Source organism: Dactylosporangium sp. NPDC000521 (assembly GCF_042898305.1).
Taxonomy (GTDB): Bacteria; Actinomycetota; Actinomycetes; order Mycobacteriales; family Micromonosporaceae; genus Dactylosporangium.
Window position 1 is genome coordinate 279972 of the sequence record NZ_JBIAYW010000007.1, and the last position, 22609, is coordinate 302580.

Consider the following 22609-nt stretch of genomic DNA (forward strand, 5'->3'; position numbering starts at 1 on the left):
GCTGCGGGCCGGTTCCGGCCCAGCCGTTGACCAGGCCGTTGAATCCGTACACCCGCTGCCGGCCCCCGAACGCCACCAGCTCCACCGTGCGGCTGTCACCCGGCTCGAACCGCACCGCCGTCGTCGCCGGAATGTTCAACCGCATCCCGAAGGTCTGCGGCCGGTCGAACGCCAGCGACCGGTTCGCCTCGAAGAAGTGGAAGTGCGAGCCCACCTGGATCGGCCGGTCCCCGGTGTTCGCCACCTCGACCTGCACCGTCTCCCGACCGGCGTTGAGCTCCAGCGGCTCCTCCCGGAGCACATAGCCGCCGATCGGCCGGATCGCCTTCGACACCGGCGAACCGTGTGCGGCAGGCCCGGGCCGCGTCTCGTCCTCCCGGCGCGACCGCACATTGGGCGCGCGCTTCGCCGCCTTGGCCGGCTTCGTCGTCTTCGAACCGGTAGCCATGCTGCCGCCTCCCTTGGCCGTCACTGGATCGGCCCGTGCACCGTCACGAGCCGGCTGCCGTCCGTGAAGACGGCCTCCACCTGGATGAACGGCACCAGGTCCGCCACACCGTCCATCACGTCGTCGCGGGTCAGCACCGTCCGCGCATGAGCCATGACCTCCTCGACCGTGCGACCCTCCCGCGCGCCCTCCAGCGCGGCCGCGGCGATCACCGCGACCGCCTCCGGATGGTTCAGCCGCAACCCACGCTCCCGACGCGCCGACGCGACCTGCGCCATCGTCAGGATCGTCAGCTTGTCCAACTCCCGAGGCGTCAAATACACAGCCGGCCCCTTCCCGACAACAACGGGCTTCCCAACCGACCGTAGGCAGCCGCCCCACCGCACTGGTTCACCTGCACCGGACGAAGGCCATGTCAGCGGCCGGCCACGCCCTGACGAAGCATGCGTGGCCGGCCGCTGCGGTCGATGGTTACCGGTTCGGGGTGATGGCCCACTTCTCGACGGCGGTTCGCAGCGGTTGGAGGAGGGCGGACGCGACCTGGTCCTCGGTGAGGTAGCCGGTGATCAGCTTGCTCGCCAGTTCCTCGCGCTGGTCGCCGAGCGGCAGTTTCAGCATCTCGGCGTAGTACTCGGCGAAGTTCTTCGGCAGCAGGTTGTTGTCGTACAGGACCTTGCAGTCGGCGAGGGCGCCCGACAGCAGTTCGTAGTGGGCGTCCGCGGCCATCCTCACCAGGTCGACCTGGAGCGCGATCTGCTTCAGCACGGGCGCGTCGAGGGCCATGAGGTTCGGGTTGATCTCCAGGCCCTCCAGCTTCGGCTTGAGCGCCTCCTTCGTCGGGCTGATCCGCGACGTCGCCGACTTCGTGGCGGAGTCGTTCGCCTTCATCTCCTTCGCCCAGTCGTCGACCTTCTTGAGGTCGTCGCCTTCGAGGATCCTGCCCTTCTCGACCATCTTGATGACCTTGCGCAGCTTCTGGTCCTCGTCGTCCCAGTGGTTGAGGATCTCCCTGATCTCCGACAGGGTGATGACCTCACCGAACGCCTGGACCTTGAGCGGGTTCTCCATGCGCGCGTTGATCTTCTTGGTCTTCCAGGTCTTGTAGTTGATCGCGTCCTTCTCGTTGAGGCCGTCCAGGACGTAGTAGACGGGCTCGCCCTTCTCCGCGGCCCACCACAGGCCGGCCTTGCAGCCGAGGGCGCCCATCCACTTGTCGGGCTTCTTGCCGCTCAGCTCGGCGGTCGCGATCTTCGCCTTGGGCGTCTGCTTCGCCAGGAACCGCAGGTACGCCCCCGCCTGCTCCTCGAACTGCTGCTTGAAGGCGGCCGACTCCCGGCCGTAGTACTCGCGCGGCTTCTCCTTGAGGTTGGTCTCGAGCTTCGCCAGCCCGGCGGTGACGCAGTCGGCGATGACCTTCTCCGGATCCGCCAGCAAGCCGGGGTAGCCCACGGCGTTGAGGGCCTGCTCGGCCGCGTCCCAGATCTCGATCATCCGCAGCGGCTGCTTGCCCTTCGTGGTGTCGTGGGCGGCCTGCACGTACGGCAGCCGGACGTCCTCGAAGCCCCAGATCGTGCCGGGGGCGTCCTCGAACCCCTGGATGAGCTGGCTCGCCACGACCTCCTTCCAGGTGGTCAGGATCGTGGTGTCGGCCCGAGGGGCGATCCTCTCCAGGAGCTGCCTCGCGCCCAGCACCTTCCTGAGTTCGGCGGGGTCGGTCACCCCCTTCATGATCTCGGGGTCGGCGAGCCGGACGTAGTTGCCCAGCAGGTGCTCCAGCGGCTGCACCCATCCGCTCCAGACGCCTTCGCGGTTGCGGCCGGTGTCCGAGCCGTCGCTGGCCGGCAGGTGGGTGCTGACGTCCATGTCGATGAGCCGGAGCATGTCGTCGTACTGCCCGGCGTGCCAGAGCATGTTGTACGCCCGGGCGGCGAGGCCCTTCTCCACGTCGTTCCAGTCGGCCGGGTCGATGTTCGCGAGCAGCCAGCTGAACGTGTCCGGCTCCGCGGCCGCGCCGCTGCGCCAGTGCTTGGTGAGCGCGCTCGTCGCGACGGCGCGCGCCCCTTCCCCGCTGAGCTGGCCGCGCAGCGCGGCGACGTGGTCCCGGGTGACGTCGACGACCCGCTTCTCGTCCTTGAGCTCGGACAGTTTGATCGCGCCGACGATCAGGCTCGCGACGATGTCCGGCGCCGTCGTGGCCAGAGCCTGCGCGGCGCCGGTGCGGAACGCCTCGTCGATGAGCTGCTTCAGCAGCGTCCCTCCCTCCGCGGCGGGCAGCACCGTGTTGTTGATGAGCTCGTCCAGCAGGGTGCGGGCCTCGTCGAGCTGGCCGTTGGACAGGCCCTCGATGATCGACTTGATCAGGTCGGGCTTGCGCAGCGCCTCCCGGCGCTTCTTCTTGTCCTCCTCGGCGGCCTTGGCGGCGACGTCCCGGCGCTTGCCGATGAGCCAGGTGTGCTCGATGACGTACGCGGCGGCGTTGTACTGGCCGGCGGCGATCAACCGCTTGGCCCATTCGGCGTTGTCCCTGACGTGTTTGCCCTTGGGAATGGTGCTCACTATGGCCTGGACCTGCGCCTTGAGCGACGGTGTGGCAGCGGCGGCCGGATCGGGGGCCGCCGGCGCCTGCTGGTCCAGCTTCGCGGCGGCGGCCCGTTTCCGGTTCGCCTCCACCACCTTGGCCTCGAGCTTGGCGCCGTCCATTTCCCGCAGCTGCCGGAGGCCGATCGCGTTGGCGCTCGCGAGTCCGCCGGCGACCTCGGCCACCAGGTCCCCCGGCAGCGCCTGGTCCGGCGCCTTGAGCGCCTCCTTCGCCCTGGTGACGATGCCTTCGAGCGCCAGGATCTCCTGCGCGTCCGCCACCGGCACGAGCAGGCCCTCGTGCCAGCGCAGCAGCACGTCGATCTCGCCGAGCCGCTGCCGCATGACCTGCCGCGGGTCGGTGTTCTTCGCCCGGTCCCGCTTCGACCTGATCTGCTCCTGGTATGACAGGTCGTCGGCGGCGTTCGCCGGTTTCGCGGCACCGGCACCGGCCGCCGGGCCCCGGACCGGCGGCGGCGGTGGCGAGGGCGCCGCCTTGTTCGACGGCGGCGGCGGGGGCGGCGCGGTGACCGCCGGCCTGGTGTCCACCGGTGTGGTGCGCTGCGCCGGTGTACGGGTGGTGAGGCGAACGGGCCGCGACTCCGCCCGCCGTGACGCCTCGACCTCGCGGACGGTCCGGTAGGACGCGGGCAGCCGGGAAGACGAGGAGGACGGTAGGCGCGACGGCGTGTACGACGACGGCAACCGCGACGGCGTGTACGACGACGGCAGCCGCGACGGCGTGTACGACGACGTGTACGACGACGACGGCAACCGCGACGTACGGACCGGCGTGTACGACGACGACGGCAACCGCGACGAGGTGTAGGTCGAAGGCAACCGCGACGACGTGTACGACGAAGGCGACCGCGACGGCGTGTAGGTCGAAGGGAGCCGGGAGGAGGACGCCGGCAGCCGCGAGGATCGCAACGGCGTGTAGGACGTGGACGAGGTCGACCGGAGCTCAGAGGACGACGAGGGCCGGTACCCGTACCCGGTCCGCGACGAGGACGACGCGACAGGGCTGGAGTACCCGGAGGAGCCCGTCCGGGTCGTCGTGCCGGGGTTCACGGTCGTCCGGGACGTGTACCGGGGCGCCGGGAGCCGCCGGTTCGGGCTCGACCCGGACGAGCTCGTGGAACGTGGATAGGTCATTGTCAGTCTCCCTACTGGACGCGGGCCTGATAGGTCAGGACGAGCCCGACGTTGCCGAGGTCGGCCTTGTCGCCGTCGAGCGAGAACTCCCATCCGGGCCCGTCGTCGCGGACGGTGAGGCCGGGGGTGGGCAGGATCGTCGCCTCGGTGAGCGTGAGGCTGGGGTCGTTGTTGAGCACCAGGCGGGCCGGGGTGCCGTTGGTCAGCTCGTACGCGGGCGCGATGCCGGTGATCCGCCGCCCGGCCATGTCGGGGAACATGTGGGTGTTGAACGGCAGCACCAGCCGGTCCGCGCCGTTGCCGGCGAAGTCCGCCCATTCCTCGGGGAACTCCCGTGCCACGTCGAAGAACCGGGCGGCGGTGAAGGGTTTGAGCATGCCCTTGACCGCGTCGGCGAACAGCGCGCCGCCGTGCTCGGCGGTGTACTTGACGGTGACGAGCACGTCGGCGAAGTCGGCGGCACGGTGCGCGGAGCGTTCCAGCCGCCACGTCGACACCGCGCCGGTGCCCTCGAACGGCAGGTAGCGCTCGTCGTCGTAGCGCAGCTCGAACAGGCCGTTGTTGTCCCGCCCGTACTCCACCTGGGACAGCGCGATCCGCTGGCTGGGGCGCCAATCGGCCCGGATCGCCGGCGGCGGCGCGCCCTTCGGGTCGAGCAGGTGCTTGACGGCGGCCGGGTCGGCCGTGAGGACGGTCTTGTTGCTCAGCTGGGTCAGGGTCGCGTTGGCGCCGACCGGCTGACCTTCCGCGTCGAGGAAGGTGACCGTGACCGTGCGGATCTGGCGCCGGTAGTGGCCGGGGAAGTCCCGGTCGAACAGGGCCTCGGTGAGCGCGAATTCGGTGCTGCCGGCGGTCCGCAGCCGCAGCAGCGCGACGGGGTCGGTGTCCAGCAGCGACACCTGGCGGGTGATCTCCAGGGCGCGCCCGTCGCCGTCGAGGGCGGCGTTGCCGAGCCGCTGCAGGTCCAGCGCGAGGCCCTGGCCGGCGAGCAGCCCGTTGCGGCGGCTCTCCCAGTACGTCGGCCGGATGAAGCTGTCGGTGACGCCCTGCTCGAACTGATAGGCCCGCTCGGCGGCCTTCGCCAGGTCGTAGGCGAGGCTGTAGGCCTGGAAGTACAGGCCGGACAGCCGCGCGGCCATCCAGCCGTAGAGCTCGGCGTTGGTGAAGCGGTCCCGCATGAACGTGGCGACCGCCTCGGCGTGCTCGATCTGCCGCGTCTGGATGTCCGCCTCGCGCCGGGCGACGCTGAGCTGGTCGCGGGCCGCGATGATGCGGTGCTCCAGCTGCTCCAGGTCGTTGCGGGCGGTGGCGAGCTGCAGCGTCCAGTCCTGGGACATCCGCTCGTACTGCGCGGACACGCCGAGCACCTCGCCGATCACCTGGAAGCCCTCGCCGAGGGACTGCAGGATCTGCGCGGACGAGTCCAGGGAGTTGCCGGCCTGATCGCCGCCGGCCTCCGCGCCCATGATGAACGGACCCATCTTGATCTGCGGCAGTGCGTGGCTGATGGCGCCGGCGATCTGCAGGACGCTGGAAGACATGTGCATCGCCGCCCCGATCGACATCGTGGCGATCTGCGCGCGTTCCAGCGCCGTCATGCCGGTGGCGATGAGCGCGTCGTAGTGCGCGGCCCGCTCCTGCGCGCCGGCCCGGCCGGCGGTGAGCTCGGCGACGCTCTCCTCGGCGATGCGGATCTGCGCCTCCTTCACGGTGAGGCCGAGGGTGAGGATGGTCTGTTCCTGCCGGTTCTGCAGCAGGCTCAGCTCCTCGGCGCTGCCGCGCTCCAGGACGCTGAGCAGCTCCGAGCCGAGCTGGCCGAGCTTGTCGGCGGCCTCCTGCGCCCGGCGGTACACCGCGGAGAAGCGGTAGTGCGGCGGCTGGGCGGCCGTGGCGGCGGTGGCCTGGTCCAGCCCCGCTCCGGCGGCCGCCGCCCGCACGAGCGCCATCGGGTCGATCGGCGGCGCGAACAGCGGCAGCGGCTGGCTGATGCCGAGGATGTTCAGCGACTCCCGGATCTTGTGCAGCCGGTCGTCGACCCTCTCCCAGTACTCCATGAAGGCGCTGTTCTCCGGGATGGAGAAGTACGCGTCGCCGACCCCGGCGTGCACCTCGCCCGGGCCGGTGAGCATCACGCCGCCGCGGGTGAAGTAGCCGGTGAGGTCCGCGGTGCCGAGCGCGCCGAGGGTCTGCGCGGGCGGCAGGACCCGCACGCCGAGGCGCTCGGGGCGCTCGCCGAGCAGGTCGTGGGCGAGCACGTAGAGCATGCGCGCCTCGTCGACGCTCTCCGGCGTGTACTGCCGGAACAGCATGTCGGCCCAGTCGAGCAGGTTGTCGACGTAGCCCATGACGACGGCGCGGCGGTAGGCGACCGGGCGCAGCGCGGCGATCGCGTGCGGGTCGAACGGGTCCTCCCGGTAGGCATTGAGCAGGTCGTCCTCGTCGCGGTTGGCCTCGAACAGCGGGCCGAGGTCGGCCGCGATGAGGGTCCGCTCCTCCAGGCTCGCGGGTTTGCTCGCGCCGAGCGCGGCCAGCGCGTCCGCGATCCGCTTGTGCGTCGCGGCCGACTTGATGGTGCCGAGCGCGGCGAGCTCCTGCGCGGTGCGCGGATCCCGGTGCTCCGCGACCGGCAGGGCGAGCGCCCGCAGCGCGGTGACGACGGGTTCGAGCGACGGCCCGAGCTTCGGGGATCGCTCGGCGACCAGCGCGCCGACGTCGAGCCCGGCCCGGCGGGCCACCTCGAACTCGGCGGTCAGGCTGTCGGCGAGCGCGGCCGGGTCGATGGTGAGGAACGGCAGGAACCGCCAGTAGGAGCGCGGGTGGGTGGGGTCGAAGATGTACTCGTACCAGCGGCGGGCGTCCTCGAAGCGCTGCGCCCCGTTGAGGGCGTGCGCGATGAGCAGCGGCGCGTGGAAGAAGATCTCCCAGTAGTAGAGGCCGTTGGCGCTGCGGAAGTCCAGATGCGAGCCGGACGGCAGCCGGTCCGGGTCGACCAGCGCCGGCCTGACCCGGATCGCGCCGGCCGCCTGCGGGTCGGTGCTGAACGCGACCTCGTCGGTCTCCTGCGTGGCGAGGTCGAGCAGCGCCGGCACCCCGCCGGACAGCAGCCGCCGGTTGAGGTCCGAGGCGGTGCCGGTGGTGAGCCGGACGATCTCGAACGGCAGCGTCGCGAGCTCGTACGGCCGCGGCGGCTCGCCGTCCAGGTCGTGCCGGATGTAGGTGTCGCCGACGAACAGGTACAGGCCGGTCGTGGATTTGAGCGCCGCGTCGAACGCCGGCAGCTCGCCCCAGGCGCCGGCGACCGGCCGGAAGCCCGGCATGCTCGACGGCTCCCGCGACGCCGGCATCTTCGTGTACAGCGGGCCGCTCAACACGTACAGGTCGGCGCCGCGCGGCAGGACGGTGTCGACCGGCACCGGCAGCCGCTTCGGGTACCCGTCGTCGATGCACTCGGGCACGGAGTTGTCCGGGTTCAGCGTGTACCGGACGTACTCGTCGCCATGGCTGAGGAACAGCTTGCCGCCGCCGACCCACGCCGCGTCGACGATCTGGTTCGTGGCGATCGAGCTGGGCGCGGTGTAGGTCGCCCGGATCCTGCGCGGGCCGCGGGACGGGACCTCGGCGTAGCGGTGTTCTGTGTTGTCGAAGTAGTAGGCGGTCCCGTCGCGCCAGGCGGCCGCGTCGATGCGCACGTCGGCCGGGATGTTGTCGGGGTTGCCGGCGATCTGCCGCGGGTAGTCCTTGTCCGGCGTGTCGAACCAGTTGCCCTTGCCGGGCTTCTTGGTGTGGTTGATCCGCGCGTACCGGTCGCCGGCGAACAGGAACGCGTAGGTGTCGGTGACCATGACGGCGTCGATGCCGCCGAGGTGCTTGCGGACCCAGTGGTCCTTCCACGTCGTGGGGGTGCCGAGCTTGCCGTCGGTGACGACGACGTACTGCTCCAGCGTCTGGTTGAGGAACACCTCGACGTTGCCGGGCAGGGTGAAGGCGACGTCGACCCGGTCCCACTGCGGCAGCGTCTCGTCGTTGCCGAGGATCGCCCGCGGGTACCCCTTGTCGATCTTGCCGAACGGGGTGCCGGTGAACCGCACGTACTGGCTGCCGGTGAACACGAACGTCGACTCGCCGCGGACGAGGACCGCGTCGACGACGCCGTCGGCGGCCGGCAGCACCGTGCGGGGCAGGCCCCACTGCTCGCCGATCGGGACCATCGCCGGGATCCGGCCGACCGGCGGGACCGTCAGCGAGCGGGCCCGCGCGGTCGAGAAGAACAGCTGCGTGCCGGGGACGTCGGCGGTGCCGCCAGGTAGTTCGACGGCCGCGTCGACCGTGGTCCAGCCGGGGAACCGCAGGCTGTTCCTGGCCAGCGCCACCGGCGTCGCGTCGACCCGGTCGATGGTCACGGGTCGGCACAGGAAGCTGCCGCCCTTGTGGTCGACGCTGAACCACGGCCACGACTCCGCTCCCGTCGGCGCGTCGAAGCGCACCACGTCGGAGGGGCGCACCTGGTCGATGAAGATGTTCGCGACCCGGTCGGCGGTGGCGGCCTTCGCGGCGGACGCGGCGGCCACGGCCGTGGCGAGCTCCGTCCAGGCGGCGTCGGTGTCCGCGTCCACCGGCGCGGGGACGGCTCCGGGCAGCGTCACCCCCGTGACGGCCGCCGCGGCTCTGATCGCCTCGAGGATCGACGCGGCGATCTCCGCCGGGGTGGTGCCGTCGGCGGTGGGCACCGGCACGGGCAGCCGCTCCGCGTACAGCTCCGGGTTGAGCTCGTACAGGACCGCGCCCGGCTTCGGCGCGGGCGGCGGAGCATCCGCGGTGCCCTCCGCGGTGACCGGCGCGGCGGCCGGCGGGGTGGCCGTGTAGGTGCACGACACGACGACCGACATGCGGCCGGTGCCGGGCTTGATCCGCGGCAGCACCAGCAGCTGCACGTCGCCGATCGAGCCGGCCTCCGCGGGCCCGGTGCCGAGCGTCTGCGCCGGCACCCACTCGCCGTTGAGGTTGAGGAACGAGTACACGATGCGGACCCGGGTCGACTTCGCCTCGGCGGTGACGTGCTGCTCGTCGCCGCTGGCGCGGGCCACGACGGTGCCGCTGGACGGGTCGTCCAGGGCGACGGGCTCGACCACGGTCCAGAAGACGAAGACCCGGCCGAACGCGTGCACGGGGTGCACCAGGTCGGCGTCGATGCGCACGTCGACCGGCTGCCACGGCTCCCACGTCGCGGACAGCTTCTCCCGGCTGCCGAACTCGGCCCGCCGGTAGTAGTAGCGGCGCGGGTCGGTCTTCGTGCGGCCGAACAGCACCAGCCGGCGCGGCCCGTCCGGCAGCTGGTCCTTGGTGTAGACGTAACCGCCGGCGATCGTGAGGCGGGAGACCTCGGTGTACTCGTCGAGGTAGCGCTTGTACGCCTTCTCGACGCTCAGCGCGGTGATCTCGCCCTGCAGCAGGTCGCGTTCCAGGGCCTCGAACGCCGGCGTCTTGGTGTCGCGCAGCTCCGGGCGCAGGTAGTTCTCCGGGTACAGGAAGACCTTGCGGTTCGCTTCCCAGACCCGGTAGTTGCGCATCCACGTCCACCACTGCTTGACGCGCTGCCGCTGCTCGTCGCCGCCGTCGGCCGGCTCCAGGTTGAGCAGGTAGCGGTGCACGTAGAGCTGCACGGCGGCGATCGCCTCCCGTACCCGCGACGTCATCCCCTTCGCGCCCATCTCGACGTCGATGAGGTAGCGCTCGAACAGGTCGCGGCTGGTCCGCGGGCATGCGGCGGGTCCGGGATCGCGGGCCAGGACGGCGCCGACGAGCGCGTCGCGCAGCCGCACGGCCAACTCGTCGTGCAGCGTCCGGGACAGCGCCGGCCATCCGTCCGGGCCGGTCTTGCGGGCCAGGAGGACGGTCAGCGCCTCGGCGGCGGCGTCCAGAGCGTCCGGGGCGGTGGGCTGCGGACCGTCTGGATGCAGCCGGGCCCAGACGTCGGTCCGCAGCTTCGACGCGGCCGCGCCCAGCGAGCCGGTGAACCCGAACAGCTCGACGACCTCCAGCAGGAACTCCAGCTCGAAACGCTCCTCGTCGGAGGTCAGGAACCGGCTGTTGCGGCGGCACCAGCGCAGCTCCTCGACGTCCCAGCCGAACAGGTCGGCGACGACGCGGAACAGGTCCGCGGCCGGCCGGGCCGCCGGGGCGAGCGCGGCGGCGAGGTCGACGCCGCCGCCGCGGTGCGCGCGGACCAGCGCGGCGAAGCGGGTGATGGTCCGCAGGTCGCCGAGCCGGTAGTCGGCGATGTCGGCCCACCGGTGCGTGAACGGCTGCGGGACGGCACCGTCCGCCTGGCGCACGTACTGGCCCTGCGCGCACAGGTACGTGCGCCCGCGCAGCGTGAACGCGCCGTCGATGCCATCCTCGAAGTCGACCGGCAGGCTCCCCCACGCGTCGTGGATCAGGCGGGGGTGGCCGTCGTCGACGGCGGCGTACGCGGCCGGGACGGGCAGCCCGGACTCGTCCGGCGGCTCGGGCACCGCATAGCGCACGAACTGCTGGCCGGCGAACAGGTAGAGCTCGCCGGTCGGCGCGACGAAGGCCGCCCGCGGCCCACCGGCGGCGGTGATGTCGTTGCGCAGGACGCCCCACGCGCCGGCGACCGGGCTCAGCTCGACGGTGCCGGCGTTCGCCCCGGTGCCGGACCGCAGGCTCTTGTCGCCGGCGAACAGGTACGTCCAGCCGTCGGGGGCCCGCATCGCCGCGTCGATCCCGGTGTGGAACTCCTCCGGCAGCGCCTCGATCCCCAGGTCGTCGGCGAGCGCCGCGCCGATCGTGCGCGGGTAGCCGTCGTCGACGTGGGTGTAGTCGGCGCCGGTGTAGCGCACGTACTGGTCGCCGGCGAACAGGAACGTGTACTGGCCGGTGACGAGGGCCGCGTCGACGCGCTGCCGGTCGACGATCGTGTTGCGCACCTGCCCGAGCACGCCGATGTCGTACCCGGCGGAAGGCGCGGCGGACACGACGTGGCAGTCGCGGCCGCTGAACAGGTAGGTGTTGCGGCCGTTCGCGACGACGGCGTCGAAGTCCGCGACGGCGAGCGGCAGCGCCGCGAAGGGCTCCTCGTCACGCAGGTTCCCGGCGATCGGCTTCGGGTAGCCCTGGTCGACCCAGCGGTAGTCGGACGTGGAGTAGCGCACGTACTGCTCGCCGGCGAACAGGTAGGTCACCTCGCCGCGGTGGACGAATGCGGCGTCGACGGCGCCGGACAGGAACGCGTTGCGGGTGCGGCCCCACCGCTCCTGGATCGGCTGCCGCGGCGAGAACGCGCGGCCCTGGTAGCGGGCGAACTCGTGGGCGAAGAAGAAGTACGTCGCCCCGTCCCGGCCGGTGAACGCGGTGGTGAACCCGTCGACGGCGCCGATGCCGCGCCAGATGCGCTCCAGCGGGCGCGGCGCGGACCAGACCCGGTCGACCTCGTCGTACTGCACCACCGAGCCGCCGGTGAGCAGCAGCATCGCGTCGCCGGTGAACAGCACCGCGTCCGGTGCGGTGAAGCCGGCCGGGCGGTACTGCGGCGGTACACCCCAGAACTCGGCGTCGACGAAGCGCGGTTCGGCGTCGTCGGGCTGGTCGTACTCCTTGCCGGAGTACGTGACCAGACGCATCAGGCCGGTGTCGTCCACCGGTCCGAACAGGTGGGTGACGCCGTCGCGCACGTAGGCGAGCGTCACCCGGGTCAGCCCGGCGAAGTGCTCCTCGATCGGCAGCGGCCCGGCGGACACCTCGGCGTCGAGGTAGTCCACGCCGCTGTAGACGACGAACTGGTCGCCGCTGAACACGTAGGTCTTGCCGCTGCCGGCGACGAACGCCGCGTCGACGGCGTTGTCGTGGTAGATGGTGTTGCGCGGGCGGCCCCACTCCTCGGCGATCGGGTAGGCCCGGTCGAGGGTGGTGTTGTAGCAGGTGGCGCCCTGGAACAGGTAGGTGGTGCCGTCGGTGCCGGGCAGGACCGCGTCCAGGCCGGTCCGGTACTCCTGCGGCACGGTCCGCAGCCCGCGCGGCAGCGCCGGCTCGGCCACGACGGTGGTGCCCTCGAGGGAGCTGTAGCGGTGCCAGCCGCCGGTGTGCTCGAGGTAGACGGTGCCGTCCTCCACGAAGGCGCAGCCGACCTCGGCGACGGCCGTGCCGGGGTGCCGGCGGTAGCCGTCCAGGGACACGACGTGGAGGTCGCGGCCGCTGTACAGGTAGACGTTGCCGCGATCGGCGAACGCGGCGTCGACGCCGGCGAGCTCGACCTCGAGGTGCTCGAAGCCGGGCTCGTGGCGCAGCGCGGCGAGGTCCTGCGGGTAGCCGAGGTCGACGGTCGGCGGCCGGGTGCCGTCGGCGCGGTCGGTGTAGCGCACGTACTGGTCGCCGGAGAACAGGTAGGTACGCCGCACGACGGCGCCCTCCACGGGCGGCTCCACCGTGTCCAGGGAGCCGTCGGTGAGCGGCTGTTCGACGGCGGCGGGCCGCCGCACGACGAGCGCCGCGTCGACCCGGCCCGTCCGGGCGATGGTGTTGGCGACGTTGCCCCACAGCGACGTGATCCGCGCCGGGTAGCGGTCGTCGACGCGGGTGTACGTGCCGGAGTAGCGCACGTACTTCGGCCCGCTGAACACGTAGGTGCGCCCGTCGGCGCCGATGAACGCGGCGTCGACGCGCCCGAACGGCAGGCTGTCCCAGCCGGCGGCGATCGGTTTCGGCGCCGACCACCAGCGGCGCTTGGCGTCGAAGACTACGAACTGGTCGCCGGCGAAGAGGTGGATGCGCCCGTCGGCGGCGGTGAAGACGGCGTCGACGCGGGTGAACGGCCCGTCGTCGGCGGCGAGCTCGTCGGGCAGGTTCCACCAGTTCTCGCTCATCGGCCGCGGGTAGCCGGCGTCGGGGGTGGTGTAGTCGCGGGTCGAGTACTTGACGAAGAACGGCTGCGGGAGCCGCGGCTCCTCCCAGTACGGGCGCGACGGGTCCTCGGCGTCGGGGGTGACGTGCACCTGGAGACGCCGGCCGGCCTTGCGCAGCGTCAGGCGCAGCCCCTTCGCGGCGGTCAGCTGCCAGTCCGCGCCGGCGCCGGTGACCACGGCGTCGTCCGCGACGGTGATGCCGTGTTCGGCGAGCCGGTCGCGCAGCGCGCCCGGCAGCCGGCCGGCCTCGAGGTCGGCGCGGTGCACGGGGGCGAGCCGGTCCCGGGACCATTCGGTGCGGGGGCCTTCGTCCAGCGGCAGGTCGAACAGTTTGCCGCCGGCGCCGAACAGGTAGGTGGCGCCGTCCATGACGAAAGCGGCGTCCACACAGGTCAGCCCGCCCCAGTCGGCGGCGATCCCGCGGGGGTGACCGGCGTCCACGGTCGCGTAGTCGGCGCTGGAGTAGCGCAGGTACTGGCCGCCGCTGAACAGGTAGGTGCGGCCGTCGAGGCCGAGCAGGGCCGCGTCGACGGTGCGGCTGGGCAGGACCGGGCCGAGGACGCCCCAGCGTTGCGCGGTCGGGACCACGCCCGCGTCGGGCGCGCCGACCGCCGCCGTCCTGCCGTTGCGGAACACGTGGACGACCTGGCCGTCCGGTTCGGGCAGGGCGGCGTCGATGCCGGTCTCGAACACGGCAGGGAGCGTGCCGAAGTGCGCGGTGATCCGGCGCGGGTAGCCGCTGTCGACGCGCAGGCCGTCGTTCTCGACGCTGTCGCTGTGCCGCACGACCTGGTCGCCGGCGAACACGTACAGCGCCGCGCCGTCGACGTACGCGGCGTCGATGCGCTCCGCGGCGGCGACGTGGTTGACGACGGCCCCCCACGAGGCGGCGATCGGCCGTTCCTCGATCGCGCCGGTGCCGCCGACCGCCACGAACCGGTCGCCGGAGAACAGGTAGGTGACGCCGTCGGCGCCGAGGAACGCGGCGTCCAGCGCCGAACGGAACCGCGGCGGGAGCGGCGCGTCGCCGTCGCGGCGCTGCTCGCCCTCCCACCACTCGCCGAGCCGGCGCGGGAAGCCCTCGTCGACGACGCTGTAGTCGGTGCCGGAGTAGCGCACGTACTGGTCGCCGCGGAACAGGTAGGCGCGGCCCTCCTCGTCCACGAACGCGGCGTCGATGCGGGTGTCGCCGGTGAACGCGTTGCGGACCGCGCCCCAGACCTGGGTCCGCGGTGTCCAGCGGGGATGCCCGAGCGGCCGGACGAAGGTGCGGGACGTGCCGGCGTCGTCGCGCCCGACGAGCCACGCGGTGCCGTCGGCGTCGGTGAACGCCGCGTCGACCGCGACGAGCCCGCCGAAGCGGTCCGACAGCTCGGTCAGCGCCTTCGGCCGCGGGTCGACTGGGGTGTCGGAGCCCGGCGCGTACAGCCAGAAGCTCCGCTCCCGGAACAGGTACACGTCGCCGTCCGGCCCCTCCAGCAGCGCGTCGATGCGGTCGACACCGGGCGGCAGGGTCAGCGGCTCGGCGAACCTGCCGGCCAGGTCCTGGTCGTGGAACGCGACGGCGACCTCGTCGGCGCCGAGCCCGAGCCGGGCGGCCAGGTGGGCGAAGCCGCGGACGCGCCGCACCGCGCGGCGCACCTCGGGGTCCATGGCCGCGCCGACCGGGTCGTCCAGCGCGGGCGCGACGAGCAGGTCGAGGGTGCCGGCGGCGCCGCCGACGACCGCGGCGCAGATCGCCTCGGCGGTCGCGGCCGGCACGCCGAGCGCGTCCTGCAGCGTCGCGAACACCGCCGTGCGCTGCGCGGCCTCGGCCGTGGTGAGCACGGCGACGATCTCGTCGGTCGCGGCGCCGGTGGCGAGCGCGACGGCGTGCAGGAGGAAGAACACGTCACGGCTGTAGTCGGCGTAGCCCGGCAACGCGAAGTCGAGGGCGTGGTGGACGTGGCCGAACCAGTTCACCCGGTCTGCGGGCACGCTCAGCTGCCCGGTCAGGTCGCCCGCCTCGATCAGCAGGCCGAACAGGTCGTCGCGCTGCTCGTCGGTGAAGCCGAGCGCGGTCACGGCCGCGGGGTCGACGCGGAACGGCGCGGCGTCCCGGACGACCTCGGCGAGGCGGTGCAGCACCAGCAGGTTCTCGGCCTCGGTGCAGCCGGCGAGGGTGAGCACGGCGGCCGGGTCGGTCAGGCCGGGCGCGGCGTCGTCGGGGATCCGCCCGTCGACGAGCAGCCCCTCGTCGAGCAGGTCCGTGACCCGCTGCGCGGCGGCGGCGTCGCCGAGGTCGCGGAAGTCGTCCGGGGTGAGGGTGTTCATCGCGGTCCGGGCGGCGATCAGCTGGCCCTGGACGGCGTCGAGGATCTGCCGCCGGTACGGGTGGAACGCCACGTCGATCGTCAGCTCGGGCAGGGTGAGCTCCGCGGTCCCGGCAGGGTCGGTGTAGGCACCCTCCGCGTCGAGATAGCCGTTGAAGCGCAGGCTCTCCACGAGCGCGTCGCGCTGCTGGCCGGACAGCGGCACGTCGGCGAACACGGCCGGGTCGAGGGTGATCCAGGCGGCCGGGAACCGGTCGGCGACGTCCAGCAGCCGCCCGTAGACCGGTTCGACCAGGTCGGCGAGGTCGGCGTCGGCGGTCTCGAACCCGGCCTCCAGGATCCGGCCGTCGGCGTCGAGGTATCCGTTGAAGATCAGGTTGTCGTACAGCTCGGCCTGCTCGGCGGCGCTGAGCTCTGTGTACTTGGCGAGGTCCGACGGGTACAGGGCGGCGGGCTCGTCCTCGGCGGCGCTCTCCACGGCAGCGCCGAGGTCGGCGGCGAGCGCGTCGGCGTAGGCGCTGAAGTCGCCGGTGAGCCACAGCTCCTCGGGCGTCTCCGGGAGCCGGGCGGGGTCGAGGGTGCCGGACGGGTCGAGGTAACCGCGCAGCACCAGGTTGGTGTGGATCTTCGCGGCGAAGCGCTCGTCGAGGCCGATGCCGCGGAAGTCGTCGGCGGTGACCCGGCCCAGGTCGGTGACGGCCGCATGGGCCGCCGCGCGCGCGTCCATGAGGCGCAGCAGCCGCGGGTCGGCGGGCGAGACGACGCCGTCCGCGCCGGTCACGACGTCGTGGATGACCTGCGCGGCCCTGGCGCCGAAGCGGTCGGAGCGGAACGCCTCGGGGGTGAGCCGCACGGGCTCGAACTGGGCGCGCAGGGAGTCGAGGAGGACGATGCGCTCCTCGTCGGCGGCCGGGCCGCGGCGCTCGGGGCCGACGCCGAGGATGTCGAGCAGGCCGCGGCTGTCCAGGCCGGTGGCCTGCATCCAGCGCACGACGCCGAGCAGGATCTGGGCCAGCCACAGCCCCGCGTCGACGGCTGTGCCGGCCAGGATCCGGTACACGTCCGTCGCTTCGTGCGTCGCTTCGTCCGTCGCTTCGTGCGTCGCGGGGTCGAGCAGGATCGGGAAGGCGGGGTGCCGGCGCAGCGACGGGTCGCTCTCCAGGGCGTCGAGGACGTCGAACAGCTCCTCGACGGTCACGTCCAATGCCGCGGTGAGCTGCCCGACGCGGTACAGCAGGGTCAGCGCGTCGGTGCCGGCGCGGCCGAGGTCCAGCGGGCCGGACACGCCATCGGTCGAGCGGGACCGGTAGCGGGCGACGACCGCCCGCACGTCGGCGTCGGTGAGGCCGGTCCGCCGCCGGTACGCCACCGCGCCCGCCGCGCTCCCCAGCAGGTCGTGCGGGGCGGCGAGCTCGGGCAGGCCGGCGTAGGCGGGCGGCAGGTGCGCGGAGCCCTTGACGACGGTGCGTTCGGTCGCGACGTACGGCACGTTGAAGACCCGGTTGAACAGGTCCAGCGGGGTGGTGCCCGCGCCGGTGCCGAGCGCGTTCACCGGTGCGACGAGCGCGACGACGACGTCCAGCGGCAGGTCGAGGCCGCGCTGCAGGTACCGGAGCGCGGCGATGCGGCGCAGCGCGATCGTGTCGAGCCGGTTGCCGCAGCAGGAGCGCAGCACCAGGTCGAGGTCCTGGAACGTCATGCCGAGCCGGCGGGCCAGCCGCACGAAGCGGTTGACCCGCTCGTACCAGGCCGTGGGGACCGGCCCGTTCGGTGTCTTCGTCGCGAGGCTCCGCTCGTCGGCGGCGAGGGTGACGACCTCGTCGCCCTGATGGACGAAGCACGCGTTCGCGGACTCGGCCTCGGCCAGGTCGCCGTGCAGGAGGGTCAGCAGCTCCTCGTGGGTGAGCGTGACGGCCTGGCGGAAGCGGTCGACCTGGGCCAGGTCCGTGTAGGTCTCGGCGTCCCGCAGCCCGTAGCAGATCCTCAGGTCCGCGTCGTCGAGCGCCGTGCTGTACAGGTCGACCTCGTCCTGCGTGAGCTCCAGGTACTCGCGGGCGACGACGTCCGCGTCCTCCCCCGGCGCGAACTGGCGATACAGCTCCAGCGGGGTGGTGCCGAGGTGGTGCAGCAGCCGGCGCAGCCGCTCGTGCCGCAGCGAGAACGGCAGCGCGAACGGGTGCCGCAGCGTGGCGAGCGCGTCGTGTGCCCGCTGCGCCCCGTTGCCCTCGCCGCCGCTGCCGCTGTCATCGCCGCTGTCGTCTTCGCCGTTGTCGCCGCTGAGCTCGTCGGCGAGGATCTCGTTGACGATGTCGAGGTACGGCACCTCGGTGTAGCTGTTCACGCCGTCGAGGTGCACGGCGCTCAGGTCCGGGCGGCGGCCGGCGAGGTCGCTGCCGGTGAGCAGCTGCAGCAGGTCGGCGAGGTACGCGGCCGGCGAGTACACCGACCGCGCCTCGTCGCCGCCGCGGAAGTCCAGGTCACCGAACAGCTTCTGGTAGTCGGGCAGGGAACCGTTCGGATGCATGTGCGCTCCTCCTCCGATGGGCACGCGGCCGTTCGTGTCAGCCGCCGAATGACGGGGACACGACGCCCGGAGATACGGCGAGTCGGGTACCTGTCACTCAGGCCTCCGGCACCGTCAGCCGGCTCTGGCGTCGCCGCCGACTGCGGCGAGATGTCGCCGCATGATCCAGAAGGGTGCGGGTACCTGCGAGCGGGTCGGATCAGAACGACAGAGGCAACCACATGCGAAAGGCGGACCAGCCGGTTTCCGGCTCGCCCACAGCTAGGAGGACGCCATGGCAAGCCTGCCCAAGCGTGACCCGGCAAAGGACCACCTGCTGACCCCGGGGAACGCGGCCCTCGTGATCATCGACTACCAGCCGCCGCAGATCTACACGGTCCGGTCCATGAACACGGGGCGGATGGTCAACAACGTCATCGCACTCGCGCGCCTCGCCCGGGTGTTCGACGTGCCGACCATCCTCTCGACCGTCAACGTGAAGTCCGGCGTGAACCCGGACACGATCCCGCAGCTGAGAAACGAGATCGCCGACGTTCCCTCGTACGACCGGACGCAGATCAACGCGTGGGAGGACAAGGAATTCCTGGAGGCGGTGAAGGCCACGGGGCGCCGGAAGCTGATCATGTGCGCACTGTGGACGGAAGCGTGCCTGCTGTTCCCGAGCCTGGACGCGCTCAACGAGGGATACCAGGTGTTCCCGGTGGTCGACGCGCTCGGCGGCACCACGATCGAGGCGCACGAGAACGCGCTCGAGCGCATCAACCATGCCGGCGCCCAGCCCACGACGTGGAACTCGGTGGCGTGTGAACTCCAGCGGGACTGGGCCCGCACGGAGACGGTCGAGGGCTTCCTGCAGACCGTCATCGACCAGAACGAGGACTGGGGCTGGTACGAGGAGATGCGCGGGCGCGGCAAGCGGCTCCAGGTCCCCGTGGGCGCGCGGTGACCGAGCCACATTCCGTGCCTGCGGCGGCGACTGGGCGGCCCTGCCGAACGGGCCGCCCGGCGTCGCCGGGAGGTGTACGCCGGCCGCCTTCAGGCCGGTGAGCGGCGGCGGTAGTACCTGGCCTGCCGGTCCCGGTGGGCGCAGGACTCGTGGCAGTAGCGCCGGCGTGGATGGTGCTGCACGAAGAACAGGCAGCAGGCGGGGCTCTCGCAACGGCCTGACCTCCCGGCGGCACGGTCCCGTTCGGGTGTCGTGCCCCGGGATCTGGTGACCGACGCCACCGGCTCCAGCGACGATGGTGGCTGTACCCGCGTTCGACCGACCCCCGCGGCGGGTACGAGGTAGCCGACCCCGACCGAAGGAGGCGGCTCATGCATCCCTCCGTCGTAGCCGACGCCGACGCCCACCACATCCGTGCCGCCCTCCGGGCTCCGAGCCGTGCCGCCCTCCGGGCGGCGCCGCGACAGGCCCGTGACTGGCTCCGCACCGCGGGGCGCCAGGCCCGCCCGCTGAACGGTGTGCTCGGCTGGTGGGCGGTGACGAGCTTCGGCGTGCTGGGCCTGCTGCTCGCCGCCCTCGCGGCGCTGTGGCCGTCGCCGGTACGGATGCTCGGCGCCGCCGCTGCCGGCTCGTGGCTGCTGTTCGTCGCGCTCGGCCGGTTCGGCGGCGGGCAGCTGCTCCGCGCCCGGTACGGCGGGTCCCGCCTGATCCAGGCCGGTGCCGCGCTGCTGGCGGTGGCCGGCGTGATCGTGGTCCAGCTGCCGGCGTACGACCCGACGGTGGCGGTCGCGGCGATCAGCCTCGCCTTCGGTGTCGCGGCCGCCGCCGACGCCGGCGCCGCGCCGAAGTTCCCCAGCCCCGCCCGCGGCTGCCTGCGGATGCGGGCCCTGTGCGGCCTGGTCGCCGCGATGGCGGTCGCCGTCGCCCCGACGACCGGCCTCGTCGTCGCCGCCGCGTGCGTGGGCCTCGGCGAGATCGTGTTCGCGGCGCGGCTGCTACCGGAGGTCGAGCGGCTGACCGGGATGCTCGAGCGCGACACCCAGTGGACCGGTCCCGACGAGGACCTTGGTTCCGTGCTGCCGCTGCCGGGCGTCGAGCGGCAGTAGGGGGTCCTCGCCTGGGTGGCGTCGTGACGTCAGCCGGGAAGCGTGAGGCAGCCGAGCCGGGCACCGGCGGTGCCGGCGACACCCGGAGCGGTCTTGGTGGGTTGCGCGTGGATGATCACCGAACGGGGCGCGCGGGCAGGGTCGAACGTCCACGGCTGGGTGGCGGTGGTCGTGGCGTCACCGCTGCCGTCGGTCGTGAAGTCCAGCCAGACCTCGTTGGCCGGGTTGGCGTAGCTCGGGTCGACCGACGGCGGTGAGGCCGAGGCGGCCGGGTCGGGATGGTGCTGGTAGTGCGGCCCGGCCGCGTCGCCGGTGGGGCCGCACGGCTTGACGTGCAGGTGGGCGCCGTAGCCGCGGCCGGGTTGGAGCCTGGTCACCGCGAGCCGCACCGTGGTGCCGCTCCCCGCCGGGCTCAGCGTGACAGTGGCCACCGCGCCGGGCGGGACCAGCGCGGGATCATAGGTGACGGCGGTGGCACCGGCGGCGTACGGCGCGAACGTTCCGGTCGCCGTCGCCCCGGCGGTCCCGCCGCCTGTCGGGGCAACGGCGCCGGCCGGTGCCGAGACGGCGGGCACGGCGTCGTCCCGGGCGTCGTCGCCGCACCCGGCGAGCACGGCCGGAAGGAGCACCAGGGCAGGCAGCACGAGGACGGCACGACGACGCATGGCTCAGTCATACGCGTCGTTTGCCACGAAAACCGCCGCCACCGGGCAAAACACCCGAAGGTGCGACGGACCGGTCAGTCCGCCGAGTCCTCGGCGATGAGGCGGATGGTGAAACCGTCCGGCCCGCGCCGCAGGGACACGTAGGCGCACATCTGGTGTGCCAGCCACAGGCCGAGCCCGCCCGGCCCACCCGCGGGCATCAGCCCCGCCGCCGGGTCGGCCGGTCCTGGACCGCTGTCGGTGACCGTGACGACGATCCGGCCCGGCCGCACCCACGCGCGCATGCACACCGGCGGGCGGCCGTGGATGAGCGCGTTGGTGACCACCTCGCTGACGCTCATGACGAGGCCGTTGAGGTCGTCGTCGCCGAGCACGGCGATGCGTTGCAGGTCGGCGATCGCCGCGCGGGCCTGAGCGGGCATCGGGTCGGCCAGCTCGCAGGCGGGCGGGCCGGCCTCGACCGGGTCGGTCCACATCCTGACCGCGGTGGCGAGGAACGCCTTCGGGTCGTGGTAGGTGGTGCTGCGCTGCCGCTGCCCTCCCGGCGTCACGACATGGGTGTGCGTGCGGCGGACGTCGTCGAGGACCTCCGGCGGCGCGGTGCGGGTGTCGTACGGGCACAAGCCGTACATCGGGAACTCGTCGTAAACCTCGTTGACGATGGCCTCGTAACGGGCCCACCACTCCCACGGCACCCCGACGCCCGGGTGCGGCACGTCACCGGTGATCCGGATCTGTGTCGCGCCGGCCGCGACGTAGTCGGCGAGCATGTCGCGGTGGCGCCGGATCGCGGCGGCCGGGCGCCGGTAGTGGTGAGTGCCGTCGATGAACACGACGCCGCTGCCGGTGCCGAGCACGGAGCGGAGCAGCCGCTGACGGTGCTCGCCGAAGATGGAGACGGTCGGCTCGCCGGCGGCCACACCATCCGTCAGGAACGGCAGCACCACCGCGAGGAACTCCTCGTCGGAGGCGTAGAACGCGGCTTCGTGGAAGATCCCGTCATGCCCGGTCGCGGGTCCTGTCCTCATGCGACCACGACCCGCAGGTCGTCGCGCCCCAGCAGGCCTGCCAGCATCAGCACCGGACTGCGCCGGCCGACGAGCAGCTCCGTCGTGGCGCCCCGGTCACGGACGTGGTCGGCGATGCAGGCCAGCCCCCGATGGTCGATGAAGGTGAGCTCGCGCGCGTCGATGGTGACGGTGCCGCCGCCCGGGGCGAGACGGGCACGGTCCAACGCGGTCCGCAACTGTGCGTGTCCGGTGACGTCGACCTCACCGGCAAGGACAGCCGTGGCGCCGGTGACGCGCGGGTCGGCGGCGAACAGCCGCAGCGGCGTCGAGGACGGCGGGGCGAGCGGGTGCATCCCGGCCAGCTCGACCACTGCGTGCTCGTCCAGCTCGCCGCGGTTGTATCCGCACATCGCCGACATCGGGTGCCGCGCCATGTAACCGTCGACCAGGAACTCGTACCGGGCGAACGCGGCGCGTGCCGCCACGGAGGCGACCAGCGGCGTCACGTCGGCGGCGACGCGCAGCCCGGTGAAACCGTCGGCGAGCGCCTGCCCGGTGGCCTCCGCATACGTCCTGACCTGCAGGTCCGGGTCGATCAGCGCCGCACCGCCGTAGCCGCTGAGGTCCCGCACCTGCGCCGCGCCGTCCCTGCGCGCGGCGGCGAAACCGTCGATCCCGTCGAGGTCGCCACCGCCGGCCCAGTCGGCGCTGAAGAGCACCCGCTGCCCGCCGGCCAGCCCGTCGGCCAGGAAGCGCCCCGCGACCGAACGGAACTCGTCGGGTGTGCCGAACACCCAGCACATGTGATCGTGGCTGCTGAGGCCTTCGACCGCGTCGACAAACCCGGTCCGGCGCATCGCCCCACAGTACACGCGCCCAGCTCAGCGCGCCCAAGCGCCGGAAACCGCCGAACCGCGGGGTCCATGAGCCTCCGGCGCCGCGCGCTGC

At 72.6% G+C, this 22609-nt stretch carries 11 protein-coding genes and 1 pseudogene; 4 read left to right on the forward strand and 8 right to left on the reverse strand.

What is annotated here, in order from left to right:
- Positions 1–22: 22 nt before the first annotated feature.
- From ureB to ACFY3L_RS24250, 3 genes and pseudogenes are all read right to left on the reverse strand, one after another.
- Positions 23–313 (reverse strand): annotated as a pseudogene (gene ureB / locus ACFY3L_RS24240) (urease subunit beta); the annotation flags it as partial.
- 155 nt (positions 314–468) lie between these two features.
- Positions 469–771, reverse strand: a complete 303-nt coding sequence (locus ACFY3L_RS24245; protein WP_389328116.1) for an urease subunit gamma — start codon at positions 769–771, stop codon at positions 469–471.
- A 148-nt stretch (positions 772–919) separates the two neighbouring features.
- Entirely contained in the window at positions 920–3730 is a 2811-nt protein-coding gene (locus ACFY3L_RS24250) for a hypothetical protein (RefSeq protein WP_389328119.1), read from the reverse strand.
- Here ACFY3L_RS24250 and ACFY3L_RS24255 point away from each other — a divergent pair.
- Together ACFY3L_RS24255 and ACFY3L_RS24260 are read left to right on the forward strand one after the other, a co-directional pair.
- On the forward strand, positions 3714–3854 hold the full coding sequence (locus tag ACFY3L_RS24255; protein ID WP_389328122.1) for a hypothetical protein: 141 nt from the start codon (positions 3714–3716) through the stop codon (positions 3852–3854). The genes ACFY3L_RS24250 and ACFY3L_RS24255 overlap by 17 nt on opposite strands.
- Before the next feature lie 114 nt (positions 3855–3968).
- Positions 3969–4175, forward strand: a complete 207-nt coding sequence (locus ACFY3L_RS24260; protein ID WP_389328125.1) for a hypothetical protein — start codon at positions 3969–3971, stop codon at positions 4173–4175.
- Between the two features lie 16 nt (positions 4176–4191).
- On the opposite strand, the gene ACFY3L_RS24265 is transcribed toward ACFY3L_RS24260, so the two are convergent.
- Positions 4192–17934 (reverse strand): hemopexin repeat-containing protein, encoded by a 13743-nt coding sequence (locus ACFY3L_RS24265; protein WP_389328128.1) that lies wholly within the window; start codon positions 17932–17934, stop codon positions 4192–4194.
- Between the two features lie 274 nt (positions 17935–18208).
- Here ACFY3L_RS24265 and ACFY3L_RS24270 point away from each other — a divergent pair, with 274 nt between their 5' ends.
- Positions 18209–18880 carry a hydrolase gene (locus ACFY3L_RS24270; protein ID WP_389328131.1) on the forward strand — a complete coding sequence of 224 codons (672 nt, stop codon included), beginning with the start codon at positions 18209–18211 and terminating at the stop codon, positions 18878–18880.
- An 89-nt stretch (positions 18881–18969) separates the two neighbouring features.
- Here the strand turns inward: ACFY3L_RS24270 and ACFY3L_RS24275 are convergent, their stop codons facing one another.
- Positions 18970–19257, reverse strand: coding sequence for a CGNR zinc finger domain-containing protein (locus ACFY3L_RS24275; RefSeq protein WP_389328134.1), 288 nt, complete (start codon positions 19255–19257; stop codon positions 18970–18972).
- Between ACFY3L_RS24275 and ACFY3L_RS24280 the strand changes: the two genes are divergently transcribed.
- The gene (locus ACFY3L_RS24280; protein WP_389328137.1) at positions 19252–19986 is read left to right on the forward strand and encodes a hypothetical protein; all 735 of its coding nucleotides are present in this window, start codon (positions 19252–19254) and stop codon (positions 19984–19986) included. The two genes, ACFY3L_RS24275 and ACFY3L_RS24280, sit on opposite strands and share 6 nt — an antisense overlap.
- Positions 19987–20015: 29 nt before the next feature.
- Here the strand turns inward: ACFY3L_RS24280 and ACFY3L_RS24285 are convergent, their stop codons facing one another.
- The 3 genes from ACFY3L_RS24285 to ACFY3L_RS24295 all read right to left on the reverse strand — a co-directional run bounded on the left by ACFY3L_RS24285 (position 20016) and on the right by ACFY3L_RS24295 (position 22518).
- Positions 20016–20651: a superoxide dismutase family protein gene (locus ACFY3L_RS24285; RefSeq protein ID WP_389328140.1), complete on the reverse strand. Its 636-nt coding sequence runs from the start codon at positions 20649–20651 to the stop codon at positions 20016–20018.
- Positions 20652–20725: 74 nt separating this feature from the next.
- Positions 20726–21679: an anti-sigma factor RsbA family regulatory protein gene (locus ACFY3L_RS24290; protein WP_389328143.1), complete on the reverse strand. Its 954-nt coding sequence runs from the start codon at positions 21677–21679 to the stop codon at positions 20726–20728.
- On the reverse strand, positions 21676–22518 hold the full coding sequence (locus ACFY3L_RS24295; protein WP_389328146.1) for an MEDS domain-containing protein: 843 nt from the start codon (positions 22516–22518) through the stop codon (positions 21676–21678). Before ACFY3L_RS24295 ends, ACFY3L_RS24290 begins: the two co-directional genes overlap by 4 nt.
- Positions 22519–22609 lie beyond the last annotated feature (91 nt).

Bases quoted from the DNA above. Each gene is read 5' to 3' on its own strand.
- ACFY3L_RS24295 (WP_389328146.1), bottom strand. From the start codon at position 22,518: ATGCGCCGGACCGGGTTTGTCGACGCGGTCGAAGGCCTCAGCAGCCAC.
- ACFY3L_RS24275 (WP_389328134.1), bottom strand. From the start codon at position 19,257: ATGCATGAGCCGCCTCCTTCGGTCGGGGTCGGCTACCTCGTACCCGCC.
- ACFY3L_RS24290 (WP_389328143.1), bottom strand. From the start codon at position 21,679: ATGAGGACAGGACCCGCGACCGGGCATGACGGGATCTTCCACGAAGCC.
- ACFY3L_RS24265 (WP_389328128.1), bottom strand. From the start codon at position 17,934: ATGCATCCGAACGGTTCCCTGCCCGACTACCAGAAGCTGTTCGGTGAC.
- ACFY3L_RS24285 (WP_389328140.1), bottom strand. From the start codon at position 20,651: ATGCGTCGTCGTGCCGTCCTCGTGCTGCCTGCCCTGGTGCTCCTTCCG.
- ACFY3L_RS24270 (WP_389328131.1), top strand. From the start codon at position 18,209: ATGGCAAGCCTGCCCAAGCGTGACCCGGCAAAGGACCACCTGCTGACC.
- ACFY3L_RS24280 (WP_389328137.1), top strand. From the start codon at position 19,252: ATGCATCCCTCCGTCGTAGCCGACGCCGACGCCCACCACATCCGTGCC.